Annotated in this window: 21 protein-coding genes and 1 pseudogene; 1 reads left to right on the top strand and 21 read right to left on the bottom strand. The window is 66.4% G+C overall.

Translation table 11 applies throughout. The features are described 5' to 3' along the window. Window position 1 precedes the first annotated feature (1 nt). From pscE to popN, 21 genes are all read right to left on the bottom strand, one after another. Entirely contained in the window at window positions 2–205 is a 204-nt protein-coding gene (gene pscE / locus HMPREF2716_RS21470; protein ID WP_003100751.1) for a YscE family type III secretion system co-chaperone PscE, read from the bottom strand. Further along, window positions 168–1,466: a SctD family type III secretion system inner membrane ring subunit PscD gene (gene pscD / locus HMPREF2716_RS21465; protein ID WP_023105410.1), complete on the bottom strand. Its 1,299-nt coding sequence runs from the start codon at window positions 1,464–1,466 to the stop codon at window positions 168–170. The genes pscE and pscD overlap by 38 nt, the downstream gene beginning before the upstream one ends. Window position 1,467: 1 nt before the next feature. Next, entirely contained in the window at window positions 1,468–3,270 is a 1,803-nt protein-coding gene (gene pscC / locus HMPREF2716_RS21460) for a SctC family type III secretion system outer membrane ring subunit PscC (protein ID WP_015503124.1), read from the bottom strand. Beyond that, a complete protein-coding gene (pscB, locus tag HMPREF2716_RS21455; protein WP_003113551.1) occupies window positions 3,270–3,692 on the bottom strand; it encodes a YscB family type III secretion system chaperone PscB in 423 nt (140 codons plus the stop codon). Before pscB ends, pscC begins: the two co-directional genes overlap by 1 nt. A 33-nt stretch (window positions 3,693–3,725) precedes the next feature. Further along, window positions 3,726–4,556 carry a T3SS regulon anti-activator ExsD gene (exsD, locus tag HMPREF2716_RS21450; RefSeq protein ID WP_031629798.1) on the bottom strand — a complete coding sequence of 277 codons (831 nt, stop codon included), beginning with the start codon at window positions 4,554–4,556 and terminating at the stop codon, window positions 3,726–3,728. A 97-nt stretch (window positions 4,557–4,653) separates the two neighbouring features. Then, window positions 4,654–5,490 (bottom strand): T3SS regulon transcriptional activator ExsA, encoded by an 837-nt coding sequence (gene exsA, locus HMPREF2716_RS21445; RefSeq protein ID WP_003120334.1) that lies wholly within the window; start codon window positions 5,488–5,490, stop codon window positions 4,654–4,656. A gap of 297 nt (window positions 5,491–5,787) precedes the next feature. After that, the gene (gene exsB / locus HMPREF2716_RS21440; protein ID WP_003100765.1) at window positions 5,788–6,201 is read right to left on the bottom strand and encodes a YscW family type III secretion system pilotin ExsB; all 414 of its coding nucleotides are present in this window, start codon (window positions 6,199–6,201) and stop codon (window positions 5,788–5,790) included. Between the two features lie 8 nt (window positions 6,202–6,209). Next, a complete protein-coding gene (gene exsE, locus HMPREF2716_RS21435; protein WP_003100766.1) occupies window positions 6,210–6,455 on the bottom strand; it encodes a T3SS regulon translocated regulator ExsE in 246 nt (81 codons plus the stop codon). Between the two features lie 8 nt (window positions 6,456–6,463). Next, window positions 6,464–6,901, bottom strand: a complete 438-nt coding sequence (gene exsC, locus HMPREF2716_RS21430) for a type III secretion system regulatory chaperone ExsC (RefSeq protein WP_009876222.1) — start codon at window positions 6,899–6,901, stop codon at window positions 6,464–6,466. A gap of 125 nt (window positions 6,902–7,026) precedes the next feature. Continuing rightward, window positions 7,027–7,914, bottom strand: a complete 888-nt coding sequence (gene popD / locus HMPREF2716_RS21425; protein ID WP_003113550.1) for a type III secretion system translocon subunit PopD — start codon at window positions 7,912–7,914, stop codon at window positions 7,027–7,029. 11 nt (window positions 7,915–7,925) lie between these two features. Then, on the bottom strand, window positions 7,926–9,098 hold the full coding sequence (gene popB, locus HMPREF2716_RS21420; protein ID WP_004342870.1) for a type III secretion system translocon subunit PopB: 1,173 nt from the start codon (window positions 9,096–9,098) through the stop codon (window positions 7,926–7,928). Next, entirely contained in the window at window positions 9,079–9,585 is a 507-nt protein-coding gene (gene pcrH, locus HMPREF2716_RS21415) for a SycD/LcrH family type III secretion system chaperone PcrH (protein ID WP_003087708.1), read from the bottom strand. The genes popB and pcrH overlap by 20 nt, the downstream gene beginning before the upstream one ends. A gap of 8 nt (window positions 9,586–9,593) precedes the next feature. Continuing rightward, entirely contained in the window at window positions 9,594–10,478 is an 885-nt protein-coding gene (gene pcrV / locus HMPREF2716_RS21410; RefSeq protein ID WP_003100789.1) for a type III secretion system needle tip protein PcrV, read from the bottom strand. A 9-nt stretch (window positions 10,479–10,487) separates the two neighbouring features. After that, the gene (gene pcrG, locus HMPREF2716_RS21405) at window positions 10,488–10,784 is read right to left on the bottom strand and encodes an LcrG family type III secretion system chaperone PcrG (RefSeq protein WP_003100790.1); all 297 of its coding nucleotides are present in this window, start codon (window positions 10,782–10,784) and stop codon (window positions 10,488–10,490) included. A 27-nt stretch (window positions 10,785–10,811) separates the two neighbouring features. Further along, window positions 10,812–11,246 (bottom strand): LcrR family type III secretion system chaperone PcrR, encoded by a 435-nt coding sequence (pcrR, locus tag HMPREF2716_RS21400; RefSeq protein ID WP_003100791.1) that lies wholly within the window; start codon window positions 11,244–11,246, stop codon window positions 10,812–10,814. Then, window positions 11,243–13,363: a SctV family type III secretion system export apparatus subunit PcrD gene (gene pcrD / locus HMPREF2716_RS21395; protein ID WP_003100792.1), complete on the bottom strand. Its 2,121-nt coding sequence runs from the start codon at window positions 13,361–13,363 to the stop codon at window positions 11,243–11,245. Before pcrD ends, pcrR begins: the two co-directional genes overlap by 4 nt. Next, entirely contained in the window at window positions 13,360–13,689 is a 330-nt protein-coding gene (gene pscY / locus HMPREF2716_RS21390; RefSeq protein ID WP_003087695.1) for a type III secretion system chaperone PscY, read from the bottom strand. The genes pcrD and pscY overlap by 4 nt, the downstream gene beginning before the upstream one ends. A 4-nt stretch (window positions 13,690–13,693) precedes the next feature. Next, on the bottom strand, window positions 13,694–14,059 hold the full coding sequence (gene pscX / locus HMPREF2716_RS21385) for a type III secretion system protein PscX (RefSeq protein ID WP_003100794.1): 366 nt from the start codon (window positions 14,057–14,059) through the stop codon (window positions 13,694–13,696). After that, window positions 14,056–14,427: a type III secretion chaperone SycN gene (gene sycN / locus HMPREF2716_RS21380; RefSeq protein ID WP_003087694.1), complete on the bottom strand. Its 372-nt coding sequence runs from the start codon at window positions 14,425–14,427 to the stop codon at window positions 14,056–14,058. Before sycN ends, pscX begins: the two co-directional genes overlap by 4 nt. Beyond that, window positions 14,414–14,692 (bottom strand): Acr1 family type III secretion system gatekeeper subunit Pcr1, encoded by a 279-nt coding sequence (gene pcr1 / locus HMPREF2716_RS21375; RefSeq protein ID WP_003087693.1) that lies wholly within the window; start codon window positions 14,690–14,692, stop codon window positions 14,414–14,416. The genes sycN and pcr1 overlap by 14 nt, the downstream gene beginning before the upstream one ends. Further along, the gene (gene popN / locus HMPREF2716_RS21370; RefSeq protein ID WP_003087692.1) at window positions 14,673–15,539 is read right to left on the bottom strand and encodes a SctW family type III secretion system gatekeeper subunit PopN; all 867 of its coding nucleotides are present in this window, start codon (window positions 15,537–15,539) and stop codon (window positions 14,673–14,675) included. The genes pcr1 and popN overlap by 20 nt, the downstream gene beginning before the upstream one ends. 190 nt (window positions 15,540–15,729) lie before the next feature. On the opposite strand from popN, the pseudogene HMPREF2716_RS21365 reads away from it, so the two are divergent. Beyond that, window positions 15,730–16,056: pseudogene (locus HMPREF2716_RS21365) on the top strand (EscN/YscN/HrcN family type III secretion system ATPase); the annotation flags it as partial.

The raw sequence follows: 16,056 nt of genomic DNA, 5'->3' as shown, positions 1-16,056 counted from the left end.
CTTAGTCCTCTGTGAGCTGCGAAAGAATGCCGAGACCGCCTTCGAGGGCCCGGGCCTGCTGTTGCAGGAACTGGAAGCGCTCCGGGCCAGCGCCTCTGGCCAGTTCCCGGCGACACTCCGCCAGCGCCGCCTGCAGACGCTGCCGGAGCGCTGCGGCATGCGTGCCGTCAGCGACCGACAGTCGCGTTTCCAAGGCTGTCATCATGGAGCACCTCCCCTTTGAGATTGATGATGAAACGCTGCTTGCCGCGGGCCACCAGGATCGACTCCGGCTCGATGGCGAGGATTCGCACACCGCGGGATGTCGAGGCGCCCACCGGGTATTTCTGGCCGTCGCCGAGCACTACATAGGGCACCCGCCCCAGCGACACCGAGCGAATCGTGAACTCCAGTTCGTCGCCGCTGGCGCGCTTGCCGCGACTGAGCAGCTCCAGGCTCGGGCGGTTGCCGAACTCCTGCTGGAACTCGCGCTGCAGGCGGTAGAAGGCGCTGAGCTGGACCTCGTCGAGCGTACCGCTCAACTCGATGCGCTCGCCGCGCTCGCGGAAACTCAGTTGCCGGTCGAGGCCGGCGTCCGCCAGCAGGCGCTCGAGGCGGCGCAGGTGCGAGCCGGCCACCCGGACCTGGTTTTCCACCCCGAGCAGGCCCGGCACCTCGGACTCCAGCAATGCGTCGATCCGCGCCCAGCGTTCGTCCTGTTCCGCCAGTTCGCCGTTGAGCCGGACCCAGCCAGGCTTGTCCGCGTTGCTGCTGAGGATCTGCCGATAGCCGAATTTCTGCAGGATGAAATCCACGCCCTGGCGAATGTCTTCCATGCTCCGTGCTTCCAGTCGGTAGTCCACGCCGCTGCCATCGAGGTAGCGCTGTAGCGCCAGGCGCCGGGCGTTGTCCTCCAGGTAGCCGCCGAGCAGGAGACTGTCGCCCTGGCGCTGCACATCCACCTCGCTCATGCCCTGCTCGCGCAGGTAGGCGCGCACCTTCGCCAGGGGCTCCTCGCCGGCCATGCCGTGCTGGCGGGCCGACCAGGGTTCGACGAGCATGCCCAGCAGACACAGCGCCAGCGCCAGGCTGACGCCGAGCAGCCAGGCCCCGCCGGCACGGGCGGACGACTTGCGGCGCACTGGCGCGGTCTGCACCTCGGCTTCGGGGAAACGCTCGGGAAAACTCCGCTGCGGGTCGCAGAATGCCCAGCGCAGCGGGCCGCAGGTCTGCCCGGCAAGCGCCTGCAGGATCGCTCCGGCGACTTGCGCCTGGCCGTCCTGGCGAGGCTCGCAGCCCTCCGCCCACTCCAGCAGGCGCACGCCCTGGGCATCGACCTCGAGCACCAGGTGGATTGCCGCGATGCCCTCGTCGAGCAACACCAGGTCGGCCTGCAACGGATCGCTGCCAAGCGCCACCCGGCCCTCTCCGAGCGAGACTTCGGCGCCCTGGTTCAGCCCGCTGTAGAAGCGGATCTTCCAGGCCATGCTAATTCCCGCGCTCCGCGCCGACGCACCAGGCGCCGTCCTTGGGACAGGCGCCGTCGGTCACCCGCCAGCCCTCCTGCGCACCCATCCGGCAGGGCGTGAGGAACGATCCCTGGCCGGCCTGGCGCAAGCGCTCCTGTTCGGCCCTGGCCGGCGCCAGCGCCTGGCAGCGGGCGCTACCGAGCAGCTTGCGCAACGACAGGCTCTGGTTCGACAACTCGTCGATTTCAAGCAGGCCGCCGCGCAGGTCGCGACGGTTGTTCAGCGCCAGGTAATGGCCGACGCCATCGTCGATCAGCCGCGGCTCGATGAGGAACAGCCGCACCGAGCGGCGCACGGTGTCCGCGGTAGTGCGGAACAGCGCGCCGAGATAGGGAATGTCGCCGAGCCAGGGTACCTTGCGCTGGCTCTGGCTCAGTTCGTCGCGGTAGATGCCGCCGATCAGCAGGCTCTGGCCATGGCCCACGCGGGCGATGGTATCGATCACCGTGCGGTTGATCGTGGGGATCTTGTCCAGGCCGGCGCTATTGGGTTTCTGGCTGCCGTCCTCGATGTGCAGGCTGAGGCTGATCTCCGGCGTATCGCCGAGAGTCACCACTCGCGGCGTCATTTTCAGCATGGTGCCGTAGGTGATCGCCTTCAGCTCGGCCACCCGCTCGCCCGTGACCCGCACATAGTAGGTTTCGCTCTGGTCGAGCACCGCCTGGGTATTCTCCTGGGTCAGCAGGGTCGGCCGGGATCCGATCTGCGCCTGTCCCTGGCTCTGCAACAGGGTGACCTTGGCCAGCAGGAAATCCAGCCCGCGACTGTCCACCAGGCTGCCGACCGCCCCGCTACCGGCGCCGCCGCCCTCCTCGCTATCCTGGCCGGTGGTGCGGATCTGGATCGACTTGTTGTTGCCCAGGCGAATCCCGGCGCTCCAGTCGACGCCCAGCTGGGCGAGGTTCTCGGCATTGATGTCGATGATCGACAAGCCGACCTCGATCCGCGCCGAGGGCCGGTCGAGGGCTTCGATCAGGCGGCGATACATGGGCAACCGGTCCTTGTGGTCGCGCACCACCACCGCATTCAGCGACGGTTCCGCCTGGACCACCGCATGGCTCGATTGCGGTCCCGGGCGCAGCTTGCCCGGCTCGTCGCCCACCGCAACCACGTTGGCATCGCTGAGCACCCGCGAGAGGATGCTGGCGATGCCCGGCGCCTCGATCTCGTCGTCGCGGTACTCGATCTTGCGGTCCTCGGCGACCGCATAGCGCAGCGGGAAGATCTCCACGCTGAGGTCGCCGGTCTTTTCGCTGCGCAGGGTGTATTGCTGCTCCAGCACCTGGGCGGTCTGCTCGACCAGTTCGAGATAGCGCCCCGGACCGGACACGTGCACCAGCCGCCCGGAAGGGTCGGCACGCCAGCCGAAGCGCGGTTCCCAGATGCCGGCGGCGGTCAGCGCGCGCTTCAGCTCGGCCTCGCCGACCTGCTCCAGCCTCACCAGCCGCGATTGCATCTCGGTGGTCTTGAATACGTACAGCACGGTGCCGTCGTAGTACCAGCCGAGGTTGTAGAGGGAGGCCATCAACTGCAGGAAGGCCTGCGGGCTTTCCAGGTCGAAGCGACCGCTGACCTGGTCGTTGACCTTGTCGCTGACGATCACCGAGGCATCGTAGTTGGCGCCGAAGTTGGCCAGCACGTCGCGCAGGCTTTCGCCCTGCGCCACATAGTCGTAAGGCAGGCTGGGCCAGTCCAGCGGCTGCGCGCGCAAGACCGCGCCAGGCAGCAGCGCCAGCAGTCCGCCGATCAGCAGGCGGCGCATCAGGGACGCCACACCGGAGCCTGCGGCGGCAACCCGCGGGGCAGCGGCTCCAGCTCCGGCGCCAGCGCCTCGAGCAGCCCCACCTGGGCGGCCAGGGCCCGTTCGAGTCGCTCGGGATCGAGGCCGTCGAGGCCCAGCCGCGCCTGCAACAGCAGGCGCCCGTCCGCGTCCAGGACGATGGCCTGGGGATAGCGCCGGCTCCAACTGGCGACCCGCGACAACAGCGCCCGCAGCAACCCCTGCTGGTCGCGCTGCGGGTCCAGGGGGGCGTGCTCCAGCGGGCTTTCCAGCAGCAGGTCGTCGCCCTGGCGCAGCAACAGGACGCTCTGTCCGTCGATGCGCAGGTGGTACGAACCCGTCCGATCGGCAACAAAGGGCCCTTGGCCCAGGCGAGTGGCCAATCCGCTCAACAGATGATCCATGATTCCTCGGTAGGGCCGGCTTTCGCCGGCCGCTCAGCTCTGCCAGTAGAAGTGATCCTGTGCCTGGCACAGGTTGCGTTCGTGCAGCCAGGCCTTGACGGCGTCCGCCGCGCCGACGTCGTCGTCCAGCCGGCAGAGAGGTTGCCAGAGGCATTCGAGGACCTCGGGGATCGGCTCGAAGCCGGCCAGCCCGCCGCTGGCGAGCAGCGTCGCCATGCCCCGCTGCCAGTTCGGCCAGGCGCTCTTCGCCAGTGCCGAAGCCGTCTCCAGCTTGCCGGCCAGTTCGGCCACCTGTTCCTGGGTGCGCGCCTGGCACTTGGCGACCCTGGCCAGTTCCTCGCGGGCCTGCTCCGGCTCCAGCTCGGCCACGCGGGACCAGAATTCGGACTTGACTCGCAGTTGCCGGGACTGGGTCTCCAGCTCCACCAGCGACAGGCGCCAGCCGGGGATCGCCTGGTCGAGCAGGCTTTCCCACCAGCCATAGACCGGCAGCAGGACCCAGTCGATCATCGACTGCGGCACGGCGAGGTTGACCCGGTCGCCCAGTTCGGAGCACCAGCCGTCGTCGTCCTGCGCCGCGCAGAGGAGAATCTGCCGCACCTCTTCGCGCCCCAGCGCCAGGCCGCGCGCCAGGCGCTGCTGCAACCACTCGCAGCGGAACAGTTGCTCCAGCCGCAGGCGCGGCAGCATCCGCTGCAGCAACGCCAGTTGCCGCGCACTGATGATTCCGGACTCACGATACAAACTGCTCGATGCGTAACCCGGCACCCGACCCCGCGAGCGGGCGTCCGAGCCCACCACGGATACCCGCCTGCCGGCGAACACCGCTTCTCGGGAGTACTGCTTATCGTCTTCCTGCTCCATTCTCTGCCTTGGCTTCCTCACTACATTGCGCGCTCGTCAGAGCCTGCAATTTGGGCCGATTCTACTCATGCAGCCGCTACCGGGCTTTCAAAAAACGTCAGTTATTTTTAGCCCGGCATTCGTCCTTCCCCTGCCGCGAGCGGCTCGGTGTGCAGCCGAAACGGCGGCGATAGCTCTGGGTGAAATAGGACTGACTGGAAAAGCCCGCCTCCATGGCGATGTCGACGATGCTCATGTCGCTGTTGAGCAGCAACTGATGGGCATAGAGGATTCTCCGCTCGCTGATCCAGGCGCGCGGCGAAACCCCATAGACACTGCCGAACAGCTCCTTGAAGGTGGTCAGCCCCATGCCGAACTCGCGGGAGAAGTCGGACAGCTTCCACTCGTTGAGGTAGTGCTTCTCCATGAATAGCTGCAGACGCTCGACATGCCGGTTGCTCAGTTGCCGCAGGACCGACATCAGCAGCGGCCCCTGCGGACTGAACGCGAAGAGCATCAGCAACTCCTCGATCTTCAGGCAGGCGAGCATCGGCGGATGCTCATGCACAAGCAATTCCTTCAACCCCTTGACGCAACCGGCCAGCAGAGGCGTGGCAGCGAACGCGATGATGCCCGGCACGGGCTCGTCGCAACGCTCGACTTCACTCAACAGCGCGCCGAAGCGCTGGACGAAGCCTTGTAGAAACTGGGCAGATAATGGAATCCAGAGTATTCGGCTGTCCTTTCCCTTGGTACTTACGACATAGCTTCCGCGGCGGACGAAAAGCAACTCGCCAGGCGCCAGGCAAAAAGTGGAATCGATGTCCTGGACGGTCAGTTCGCCCTCGAGCAGAACATATACGCCCTCTTCCTTGTTTACCCTGTATTCGAAAGTTGGAATGTTCCAATGACAAGACGTTATCTGCTTTCGGCCAAGAGATTTGGCTCCTTGCATATTATAAGAACCCCAACACTTCCCGTCGTACCTTGAATGCCCCACCGAGCGGAGAGGCATGAATACGCTCCGTTTTATTGATTTTCAAAGCCATGAGCACGGAGTCGATTTTATAATAATCAGGATTATCCGACGTGCGCTGATTCGCAGAGCGAGTCGGCTTCCGCCAATTAATCCAGCCTTCTTTAGAAGCGGAACAAAAGTACCAGTTTTATTATTCGAGGCCTTCCCTGAAAACGAACGAGACTTGCACTTCTTTAATCTCCATACGCACTTTCCGAAACAGCAGGCAATGTATCAATCGTTGCCAGATCTTTCTTCCGGGCGAGCGGCCGTACAATTCGGAAAACAGTCGCGCCGAACCAGCCGGACCCGCTCATCGACGCCCGCCGCCACCTGTTGCCAGGCACTCGCCTGGACCGCCGCGACGCCCACCCAGGAAAGCTCGGTACGCAGGTACAATGCCTCGCCCTCCAACCTGTCGACCTCCAGATCGAAGGCATAGCGCAACGGCAACCCGGACACCCGGTAGCGCCGCTCGGCAATCGTTTGCATCCTTCCCTGAACGACGGCATACAGGCGCAGCCTGAGTTGCGCCTGGCGCGCCTGCAGGGAAACGCCGCCCACCGAACCACCCACCGTCACCTTCGGCGACATCGGCGCGGGCTGGCTGACGCAACCGCCGAGCAGCAACGCCAGCGGCAACAGCATCCAGCACCTCACCTGCGCCGGACCGTGCGCGCCTCCAGCGGCGTGCCGTCACCGTCGGCGAGACGCTGCAAGGCCTGCTCACTACGCGGATCGCCAGCCACGTTGCGCGCCAGCCAGCGCGCCAGCCCGGCCACGCTGGAACGGTCCTCGCCGCGAACGGCCGCGCGGGTCACCGAACGCCCCTCGAAATGCCCCACCGCCTCAGCTCCAGCGTCTTGGGACGGCTGCACCGGCGAAATCGATTCGATTTTCATGGGGCCGCTCAAACCCTCATGCCGACCGCAGCGACCGCCTCGCGATCACTGTCGCACGGCAGCAGGCGCTGCCAGAACTCGGCGTGATCGAGCAGGTTGGCCAAGGTCGCCTCGAAGCATTCGAGGGTCAGTTGCGCTGCGAGAATCTGCGCATACAACTGGACCTTGCCGGTCAGCTCGTCGAAGCCGAAATGCAGATCGAAACGGTGCCAATGGCGGTTGAAGCTGGCGAGCTGGCGAAAGATCCCCTCGCCCAGCACATCGATGCCCACCACATCGGCCTCCAGCAACAGACGCTCGCGCTCGGCGAGCAGCAACAGGGTGACGCCCACCTGTTCGTCGAACAGGAGGCTCGCCATGCCCTCCTCGTCGAGGGACAGGGAAGGCAAACCGATACGGCCTGCGAACTCGGCAAGCAGTCGGTTGACCTTGCTCGTTAAATCCATGGGGGCGCCTCCTAAAGCTCAGCGCATGCTAGCACCGGGCTATGCATCGCTTTTGTCACTGAGAGACTTTTCTTTTAAGAAAAAAGCCACATCGCTGTGGCCTTTTCCTCCCGCGCGGAGACGGCTCAGACCACTCCGGCCGCCGCACGCCAGGCCTGGTTATGGCTCTGGGTGTACTGCTGGATGAGCTGCAGGACGTCCTTCATGAAGCCGGCATCGAAGCTCATCTGGTCCTCGACCTTCTGCTTCTGGCTCTGCCCGATGGTGGCGTTGACCTCTCCTTCCCGGGCGCTCGCCTGCGACTCGCCCTGGCGCACCTGGACCGAGGCGTTGGCCATCTGGACGAAGGACTGGATCACCGTGTTGGCCACCTGCAGGGCGCCGTTGCGGCTCTCGAAGGCACGGCCCGCCGCACGCAACGCCACACTGTCCTGCACCTGGTCCGCCGCCCAGACCTTGCCGACGATCTTGCGATCCTCGTCGGAGGTCTTGCCAAGCGCCTGCATCTTCGCGTCGATCAGTTCGTTGCGCCCATCGATGTTCTTCTGCAGGGTCTTCTCCTGACTGATGGCCTTGCCGTTCTTCAACGCGCCGAGGCTGCCGACCACCGCCGAGGCCAATGCGCCGACGCCAGCGATCACCGCCATGGCGATCATCAGCGTGGCGCCGCTGCGCATCTCGTCCACCTGCGCCTTCTGCGCGTGGATGATCGACTGGTTCTCGTTGTCGCGCTGGAGCACGCCCAGCTCGCGCGCTTTCTGCGCGATGCGGAAGAGAATCAGCAGAAGCTCGACGCTGCTGTCCAGCTCGCTGCCGGCCGCTTCCATGCGCACCGGGTCGAGCACCTGGCGCGGAGCGTTCAGTTCGACCCGGTCGGCCCGCGCGGCCGGCACCTGCGGCAGGTCCGCAGCCGCTTGCGGCGTGCCGACGGAACGCCCGGCGGCGCCGGGAGCGATCGGCTCGGAGGGGATCGCGGCCTGGGTAGCCGCCAGGGAATATTGCGTGTCGATCATGTGACGTCTCCTCAGATCGCTGCCGGTCGGCTGGACAGGTTGTGCAGGGTTTCACCCTTGGCCTGGAGCATGGCGAAGATCCGCTCCATGATTTCCTGGAATGCTTCCAGCATGCGGCTCAGCTCTTCCTTCAGGCGCTCGATCACGCCCTGCAGGGTGGTCAGGTCGGCACGCGATTCCTGCACGTCGGCCTGGCGGTTCGCGGCCTTCGCCTGGAATCCCGAATGAGTGGCCTGGGCCGCGCCGTTGGCGACGTCCAGGGTCAGGTCGGAAACCTGCACGCCGAGTTTCAGCGAGTGCGACAGCGATTGGCCGGCCAAACTGCCGAACTTGCCGCCCAGGTCGGCGACCTTGCTCGCCAGGCTGGCGGTCATCTCGGCCGCCTTGCCGCCGATCTTCGCGCCCAGCCTGGCCAGCCCGCCGACCGCTGAGCCGCCGAAGCTGACCACCGCCGCCAGCAGCGCGACGGCGATCTCGATACCCATCAGTGCCGGGCCGAGCTTTTCCATCACTTCCTTGCTGATCAATCCGTCCGCGGCTGCCTGCTGTACCGACTGGGAGACCACTCCCATGACACCGCCCGCGATCATCAGTGCACCCGCGGCCGCGCCGACGCCGGTTGCCACCATGATTGCGCCGACGATGATCGAAGCTATTGCACTGATCCAACCAAAGATTTTGGCTGCCAGACCGGACTTCTGGGCTTCTTTCGCGGCTTCTTCCGACTCCCTGATCTTCTGCTGGTTGTCCTCCATCTTCTGCAGGTTCTGCTTTCGCGCCTGCTCGATTTCGGTCAGCTTGAGTTTCTTCTGCTGGTTCTCGACTTCGCCGGTGATTTTCGCCAGCTCGATCTCGAACGCCTGCGGCGACATCAGGCCGGCGGACAACAGCGTCGAAGCGCCGGCCAGCACAACCTGCCGCGCCAGTCCGACATCCTCGCCCACTGCTTGCACCAGGCTGGCGATCTCCGCACGATTGGCGACCTCCAGGCGCTGCTGGCTGGCTGCGGACGGCGGCGTCAGCGCCACCCCCGTGCCGCTCGCGGAAGCCGCGGCCGGCGCCGCCAGGCGCTCCACCCGCAGACTCTCGACATCCCTCGCGACCGGCCTGCCGAGCGCCGGGATATCCCCGGCGTCGGCCACCCCGTAGGGCAGTCCGGCGCGTTCAAGCGTTATCGGATTCATATGTTCGATCCTTTCTCGCGGTTACGGCTTCCAACATGGCGCCGGCACGCGCGGCCAGGGCCTCGTGCGCCGGCTGTGCCGCGGCCAGGGCCCGGGCCGAGTAGAAGCCACTCTCGGCTCCGTCGAGATCACCCAGTTGCAGGTGGCACTCGGCGGCATGGAAGGGAAAGCGCGGCTCGTTGATGTCCATCAGCGCGCCGTAGCTGTAGCTCTGCAGGGCCTGCTCATAGAGACCGAGGGACTGGCGGCAGGCGCCCAGGCCGAGAAAGTAGCGGGCGTCGTAGTGGTCGAGCATGCACAGTGCCTGGAAGATCTTCTGCGCGTCGTCCCACTTGCCCGCCTGGTACTGGTTGAAGCCCAGCGCATAGAGCTGCTCCAGGGTGTCCTCGCTGAGTCCGCGAAGCATCGCCAGGGTGCCGCCGTCGCGCAGGAAGGCCTCCAGCGCCTGTTGCTGGTCGGTGTCGGAAGGGGTCGCTTGCTGGTTCATGGATACCTCTAGATCGCGCTGAGAATGTCGCGCAGGACGCTGTCGTATTTCTGGATGAAGCGGTTGAGCGCCTCGACCGCCGAGTTGTAGCGGGAGCTGGTGTCGTTGAGGAGGGTGGTCTTCTCGTTGACCTTGTCGTTCAGCGGACGCGAGCGGTCGCTCACCGTGGTGGCGAAATTGCCGACCGGGTTGTTGTCCTTCTCGAAGGGGTACTCATCGCTGAGGCCCTTGAGTTCCCCGCTCTGCTTCGGCGAGCCGCTGAGAAAATCCTTGATCGACAGCTTGCCGCTGAAGGTATCCAGATTGCTCAGCAGCGCATACTCGGGGCTGTCCTTCCACCTGGGATCGCCGACGGCATAGCCATAGAGCGTGGGGTCGACCAGATCGATACCGCCAGCGTCGATCCTGATGCCCTGCTTGGCCGACAGCGCGGCGTTGATCTGCGACTGGATCACGCTGTAGACCTTCAACTCCGCGGTCAGCGCCTTGAGCTCGTCGAGCAGCGCCTTGCGCTTGCCGTCCTGGGTCTGCAGGACATCCTTGTAGACACCGATGACATCCTCGTCGAGACGGCCGTGCAGGCTGAAATAGGCCGACACCAGGAACTCGCGCAGATCCCACTGCGCACCGGGCTGCCGACGTGCCTGCAGGACTTCGCGGAGTACCTCGAGGCCCTGCCCCGGAGGCGCGGACGGATTGGCCGCGAGCAACCAGGCGAGCGCCTTGAGCACTTGCGCCTCGCTCAGCGGCTGGCCGGCGTGGGCCAGCACGATCCGCTCGCTGCGCAACAGGGCCAGCAGTTCCTCCTGCTCGGCACTGGCAGGCGCCGCCGACGCGGCCAGGAGCTCGTCCAGGAACAGCTCGCGAGCGGCATTAAGGTTTCTGACTTCCATCGTGATTCCTCAGATCAACAAGCCACGCATCGGCGTCGGACGCCGCGGCCGGGTACCCTGCTCGCCCTGCGTCGGCTGGGAACTGCGCATGCGCCGCAGTTCGGCCAGCAGCTCCTCTTCGGCAGCTCGCGCCAGCTCTCGCTCCGGCGCCTGGAACAGCAGCTCGCCGGCGTCCGCGGCAAGCCCCAGGCCTTGCCACATTTCCGCCAGCAGGCGGCCGCGTTCCTCGCTGTCGCGAATCGCCAGTTCGGCGGCCTGGACGGTCGCCCGCAGGGTGTCTTCGGTGTATTCGTTCATGTCGCCCATGGTAGGGATCGACGTTGCCGGAGCCTGTCAGGCACGGTCGGGTTTTTGTCGTTTTCGCAGGCTTCGCTGCGTCACCACCCGCCCGGCCTCCAGCTCGAACCAGCCGTCGGCGGGCTCGGCGGCGCCGGTCCAGCGGCGATAGAAGCGCGCCATGCGCTCGCCAGGCAGTGGGCTGCCGGCCAGCGCCAGGACCTTGCCGTAGAGACGCTGGCGCGGCCCCAGCGTATCGAGCGTGGCCTCCGCCAGCAGGTACAGCGCGGCGAATGGATTGGCCAATCCGCTGCGCGCCTGCCGCCGACGCAACATCACGATCCAGACCCGCTCGCCGTCGCAGCGCCAGGCCAGTTCGCAGCCATGGGCCAGGACCTGCCAGCCGAGCGCGATCGAGGTGTCGCGCAGGCAATGCGGACGCACCGCCAGGCCGCGGGCGAGAAACCAGGGAATCAGCGGATCGGCGCTCACAACACGATCCTGCCAAGCGGCTGGATGTTGATCTGCTGGGTCAGCTCCTGGTAGGACAGCACCGGCAGCCCGGCATAGTCGCTCTCCACCAGCTTGCGCACGTAGCGGCGGATATCCATGGAAACGATCAGCACCGGCCGGTTCTGCATCTGCGCGAGATCGCCGACGGTCTGCCGCACGCGCTCGAGGAAGGCCTGGGTTATCGCCGGGTCGAGGGCCAGGTAGCTGCCGGCGCTGGTCTGGCGGATGCCACCGCGGATCTGCTCCTCCACCGCCTGGTCCAGCAGATAGGCGGGAAGGATATTGTTGCCGCTGGAGTACTTGTAGCAGATGTAGCGCTTGAGGCTGCTGCGGATGTACTCGGTGAGCTGCACCACGTCCTTCTCCTTCTGCCCCCACTCCACCATCGCCTCGAGGATCGCCCGCATGTTGCGGATCGAGATGTCCTCGCCGACCAGGCGCTGGAGAATCTCGGTCATCCGCTGCAGGGGAACGATCCGCTGCGCCTCCTTCACCAGCTCGCCGTAACCCTGCTCCATCTGCTCCAGCAGGTAGCGCGTCTCCTGGATGCCGATGAAATCCTCGGCGTACTCCCGCAGCACATGGGACAGGTGCCAGGTGAGCACCTGCTCCAGGCCCAGGCAGGCACAGCCGGAACGCTCCAGGCGATCCTGATGCGCCTGCTCCACCCAGCTCGCCTCTTCTCCCGGCACCTGCAGCTCTGCCGGCTCGTGGGGGACCGCGAGCAGTTCCAGCTGCGCGGCGCGTTCGCGCACCAGCAACCAGCCCGGCCGCAGGCATCCGCGCGCGACCGGGACCTCCTGTAGCTGCACCAGGTATTCGCCATCGCCCATCGCTTCGTTGAAGCGCAAGTGGATACCCGGGAACGGCACGCCGAAATCCAGGTACAACGCGCGTCGTACCCGCACCAGCTCCTCGTTCAGCGACATCGCCTCGAGACGTTCCTGGAGGCTGGCATCGACGTCGATCAGCAACGGCACGGTGAGGGCGAATTCTTCCTGCTCGGCGAGACGCCCGGCCTTCGGCTTGCCGCCGCCAGCCTTGCCACGCGCCTTGGCCGATGGCGCTCCGGCGCCCTGCGCGAGCAGCGCCGGCAGGTCGCGGGAACCGGCGCTGGCCTGGGCCCGCTGGCGCCAGAGCATGAAGTAGCCGCCGCCGCCAACCAGCAGCGCGAGAGCCAGGAAGGTCAGGGTCGGGAAACCGGGAATCAGGCCGAACAGCACCAGCAACAGGCCGCCGATCAGCAGCGCCTTGGGCTGCGCCACCACCTGTTCGCCGATGTCGCTGCCGAGGTCCGCCGATTCGTCGGAAGACACCCGGGTGACGATGATCCCGGCGGTGATGGCGATCAGCAACGCCGGCACCTGCGAGACCATGCCATCGCCGACGGTCAGCACCGCGTACAGTTGCAGCGCGTCGGCGGTGCTCAGGCCCTTCTGCGTGACGCCGATGGCGATGCCGCCGAGGATGTTGACGACGATGATGATCAGCCCGGCGATGGCGTCGCCCTTGACGAACTTCATCGCGCCGTCCATGGAGCCGAACATCTGGCTTTCCTTTTCGATCACCGCGCGCCGCGCCCGCGCCTCGTTGACATCGATCACGCCGGCACGCATGTCGCCGTCGATGCTCATCTGCTTGCCTGGCATGGCATCCAGGGAAAAGCGCGCGCTGACCTCGGCGACCCGCTCGGCACCCTTAGTGATCACCAGGAACTGCACGATGGTGATGATCAGGAAGATGATGATGCCCACCACCAGGTTGCCGCCGACCACGAAGCTGCCGAAGGTGTTGACGATCTGCCCCGCGTCGGCCTGCAGCAGGATCATCCGCGTGGTGCTCACCGACAGCGCCAGGCGGAACAGCGTGGTGATCAGCAGCACCGCCGGGAACACCGAGAACTGCAACGGCGAGCCGATGTACACCGACATCATCAGCAGGACCACGGAGATGGTGATGTTGACGGCGATGAGGATGTCCAGCAGCAGCGGTGGCAGCGGCAGCACCATCATGAACACCACCGCCAGCAGCAACACCACCAGCAGGATGTCCTTGCGCTCGCCGACCCGGCCGAGAAGCCCGCTCAGGTCGTTCATTCCCGCGCCTCCAGCTCCAGCGCCCGGGCGTGCGCGGCACGCGCCGCGTCGAGACGCCCGGCGAGCTGTTCGGCACGGCTCAGGCAAAGCCACAGACCGGGCTCCTCCTCGCCATCCTCCTGCAACTGCCGGCACAGGCGCACGGCGGGCTCGCCGAGGCCTTGCTGGAGCAACGCCAGGAGCAAGGCGCGGCGCCCGTCGCGGCGCTCCGGCGCAACGCTCAGCAAGGCCTCCAGCAACACCTGGGCGCGTCGCGGCTGGCCGCATTGCAGGTGCAACCAGCCCAGCATCAGCAACAGGCGCTGTTGCGTCGGTTTCAACGTCATCGATTCATACCTTGTGCAACAGGTTCAGGGCCATTTGCAGCAGTCGCTCGTCTTCATCGCGCTCGCCGAGCAGGCAGGCCGCGGCCTGCAGGGCCGGCTGGCGGGGCAGCGTGAGGGCCAGGCGGAGATCGCGCAGCGCCTGGCGGAAGTCGCCGGGGCGCAGCAGGCCGTGGAACTCCAGCTGGGGCCGGGCGTAGTCGAACAGGCGCTGTTGCGCCTGCTGCGCGGGATACAGGCTGGCGACGTGGGTCTCCACCGGCCGGCCGTCGGGCGCCAGCAGATGGCGCTCCGGCAGGGGCGGCGCGAACGGCTCGGCATGCGCCAGGTCGAGTCGTTCGATGCCGATGTGCCAGGCACCGACCCGGCTCATGCGGCGAGCACTTCGCTGCGCGCCGAGCGCAGCGCCTGCAAGGCCTGGTGCAACGTCGGGATGCCGACCTGCCGGGCTTCCAGGGTGATGCACAGCAGCAGGCGCGATTCGCCGCTCCAGGCGCAACGCAGCGGCAGGCTCCCGGCCGCGCGCGCATGGCACAGGCGCAACGCCCGCAGGGTGCCGCGATAGGCCTGATGCCAGGCCAGGTCACAGGCCAGCCAGAGCGACAACTGTTCGCCATGGCGTTCCAGCTGCAAGGTGCCGCTGTCCTCGAAATCCAGTTGCACCACGCGCGCCAGCGGCGCCGGTACGCTCACCCGCAGGTCCTGGCAGAACTGCGCGACGGCCAGCTCAACCCAGTCCATGCTGCTGCTCCTCTTCGCGCTCGATCGCCAGGTCGAGTGCCATCTGGCAGGCATTCAAAAGATTCTGGCGCTGCTCGTCGTCGCCGAACACTTCGACCGGCAACAGGCGGTAGAGACGCTTCAGTTCGCGGAAGAAATGGATCTGCCGGGCGACGTCGGCCAGCGGCAACGGCTCGAGCAACGCCTGCACCTCGGCGACGCCGACCCAGCGCTTCTCGAGCAAGGCGATGACTGCGCCGGTCAATTCAGAAGGCCCGTATGCCATGGCCCCGCTCCCCCGTCACCAGCACCTGCCAGAGCGCCCCCACCTGCTCCGCCAGGCCGCCGAGCACGCGCAGCTTGTGCATGTCGCTCATGACCCGCTCCAGCTTCACCGGATCGAGCCGGCTCGACTGACTGTCCAGGTCGGCGCTCAGGGCTTTCTGCAGGAAGGCCACGACCCGCTCCAGCGGCGTCGCGGCGAAGCGCGCCTGGATGTCCTGCCAGGCCGCCGACAGGCCCCGGTAGTCGAGTACCGCGTCACGGTAGGTATCGCGCAGCGCCTGGATATCGCCGACACCGGCGGCGGAAGCCTCGGCGGCCAGCGGCTCGATGCGCAGGCCGAGTTCGATCTCCAGGCCCTGCTCGTCGGCCATCCGCAGCAACGCCTGGTCGACCAGCGCCAGCATCGCCCGCGCCTCCGGCCGCCCGGCCAGGACGTCGCGCGCCCGCGACAGCGCCAGGAAGCGCTGGCTGATCTCGCTGGAGAAGCCCTCCAGGTAAGCACTGAGCTGCGCCAGGCTGCTCAGTTGGCCGCTGCCCAGGTGGGCGATCAGCGCCTCGAGCTTCTGCTGGCTTTCCAGGTCCGGAATGCGCTTCCAGTACTCCTGCAGCATGGCCTGGACTTCGCTCAGGCGCGCATGGGCGTCGCTCAGGCGGCGCTTGGCCAGGGATTTCTCGGCGCGCTCGGAAAAGGCGAAGGTCAGCTCTTCCGCGGCATCGGCCAGCGACTGCGAAACGGAAACGTAGTGGACGCGCTCGCCCTGAAAGCTGCCGCCAGCCTGCTGCGCGGGGGCGTTGGCCGCTTCCCGCGGCGCGAGGGGCGCGGCGGAGGAACTCTGGAGGATGTCCATCGTGGCTGTGGCTCCTGGTCTGCAAAGGCGGCGCAGTATAGGAACCGGCCCGGCGGCGCCGATGCCAATATCGGCCGGTTTTTTTTAGCCGCGGCGGCAACCGATTTCTAAAAACTCCCGGCTGGCACTGAAATTCGTCGCGCGAGGCTTTCTCTATAGTGCGCGCCGACTCCAGCCGAACCGATCCGCCATGCCCGCGCCTCTCTCTCCTCTCATCGTCCGGATGCGCCACGCCATCGAAGGCTGCCGGCCGATCCAGATCCGCGGGCGGGTCACCCAGGTCACCGGAACCCTGCTCAAGGCCGTGGTGCCCGGCGTGCGCATCGGCGAACTCTGCCAGTTGCGCAATCCCGACCAGAGCCTGGCGCTGCTCGCCGAGGTCATCGGCTTCCAGCAGCACCAGGCGCTGCTCACCCCGCTCGGCGAGATGCTCGGGGTTTCCTCCAACACCGAAGTCAGCCCTACCGGCGGCATGCATCGCGTGGCGGTCGGCGAGCACCTGCTCGGGCAGGTGCTC

The organism is Pseudomonas sp. HMSC076A11 (genome assembly GCF_001810205.1).
GTDB classification, from domain to species: Bacteria; Pseudomonadota; Gammaproteobacteria; order Pseudomonadales; family Pseudomonadaceae; genus Pseudomonas; species Pseudomonas aeruginosa.
Note: the sequence above shows the minus strand (reverse complement) of the source record. Positions and strands in the feature narration are given on the sequence as shown.

Excerpts from the sequence above, each read along its gene's own strand:
- popD (WP_003113550.1), bottom strand. The coding sequence starts at position 7,914 with ATGATCGACACGCAATATTCCCTGGCGGCTACCCAGGCCGCGATCCCC.
- exsE (WP_003100766.1), bottom strand. The coding sequence starts at position 6,455 with ATGAAAATCGAATCGATTTCGCCGGTGCAGCCGTCCCAAGACGCTGGA.
- sycN (WP_003087694.1), bottom strand. The coding sequence starts at position 14,427 with ATGGACTGGGTTGAGCTGGCCGTCGCGCAGTTCTGCCAGGACCTGCGG.
- popB (WP_004342870.1), bottom strand. The coding sequence starts at position 9,098 with ATGAATCCGATAACGCTTGAACGCGCCGGACTGCCCTACGGGGTGGCC.
- exsD (WP_031629798.1), bottom strand. The coding sequence starts at position 4,556 with ATGGAGCAGGAAGACGATAAGCAGTACTCCCGAGAAGCGGTGTTCGCC.
- pcrV (WP_003100789.1), bottom strand. The coding sequence starts at position 10,478 with ATGGAAGTCAGAAACCTTAATGCCGCTCGCGAGCTGTTCCTGGACGAG.
- pscB (WP_003113551.1), bottom strand. The coding sequence starts at position 3,692 with ATGGATCATCTGTTGAGCGGATTGGCCACTCGCCTGGGCCAAGGGCCC.
- pcrG (WP_003100790.1), bottom strand. The coding sequence starts at position 10,784 with ATGGGCGACATGAACGAATACACCGAAGACACCCTGCGGGCGACCGTC.
- pscD (WP_023105410.1), bottom strand. The coding sequence starts at position 1,466 with ATGGCCTGGAAGATCCGCTTCTACAGCGGGCTGAACCAGGGCGCCGAA.
- exsA (WP_003120334.1), bottom strand. The coding sequence starts at position 5,490 with ATGCAAGGAGCCAAATCTCTTGGCCGAAAGCAGATAACGTCTTGTCAT.
- pcrH (WP_003087708.1), bottom strand. The coding sequence starts at position 9,585 with ATGAACCAGCAAGCGACCCCTTCCGACACCGACCAGCAACAGGCGCTG.
- pscC (WP_015503124.1), bottom strand. The coding sequence starts at position 3,270 with ATGCGCCGCCTGCTGATCGGCGGACTGCTGGCGCTGCTGCCTGGCGCG.
- pscE (WP_003100751.1), bottom strand. The coding sequence starts at position 205 with ATGATGACAGCCTTGGAAACGCGACTGTCGGTCGCTGACGGCACGCAT.
- exsC (WP_009876222.1), bottom strand. The coding sequence starts at position 6,901 with ATGGATTTAACGAGCAAGGTCAACCGACTGCTTGCCGAGTTCGCAGGC.
- pscX (WP_003100794.1), bottom strand. The coding sequence starts at position 14,059 with ATGAGCCGGGTCGGTGCCTGGCACATCGGCATCGAACGACTCGACCTG.
- pcrD (WP_003100792.1), bottom strand. The coding sequence starts at position 13,363 with ATGAACGACCTGAGCGGGCTTCTCGGCCGGGTCGGCGAGCGCAAGGAC.
- pscY (WP_003087695.1), bottom strand. The coding sequence starts at position 13,689 with ATGACGTTGAAACCGACGCAACAGCGCCTGTTGCTGATGCTGGGCTGG.
- pcr1 (WP_003087693.1), bottom strand. The coding sequence starts at position 14,692 with ATGGCATACGGGCCTTCTGAATTGACCGGCGCAGTCATCGCCTTGCTC.
- popN (WP_003087692.1), bottom strand. The coding sequence starts at position 15,539 with ATGGACATCCTCCAGAGTTCCTCCGCCGCGCCCCTCGCGCCGCGGGAA.
- exsB (WP_003100765.1), bottom strand. The coding sequence starts at position 6,201 with ATGCTGTTGCCGCTGGCGTTGCTGCTCGGCGGTTGCGTCAGCCAGCCC.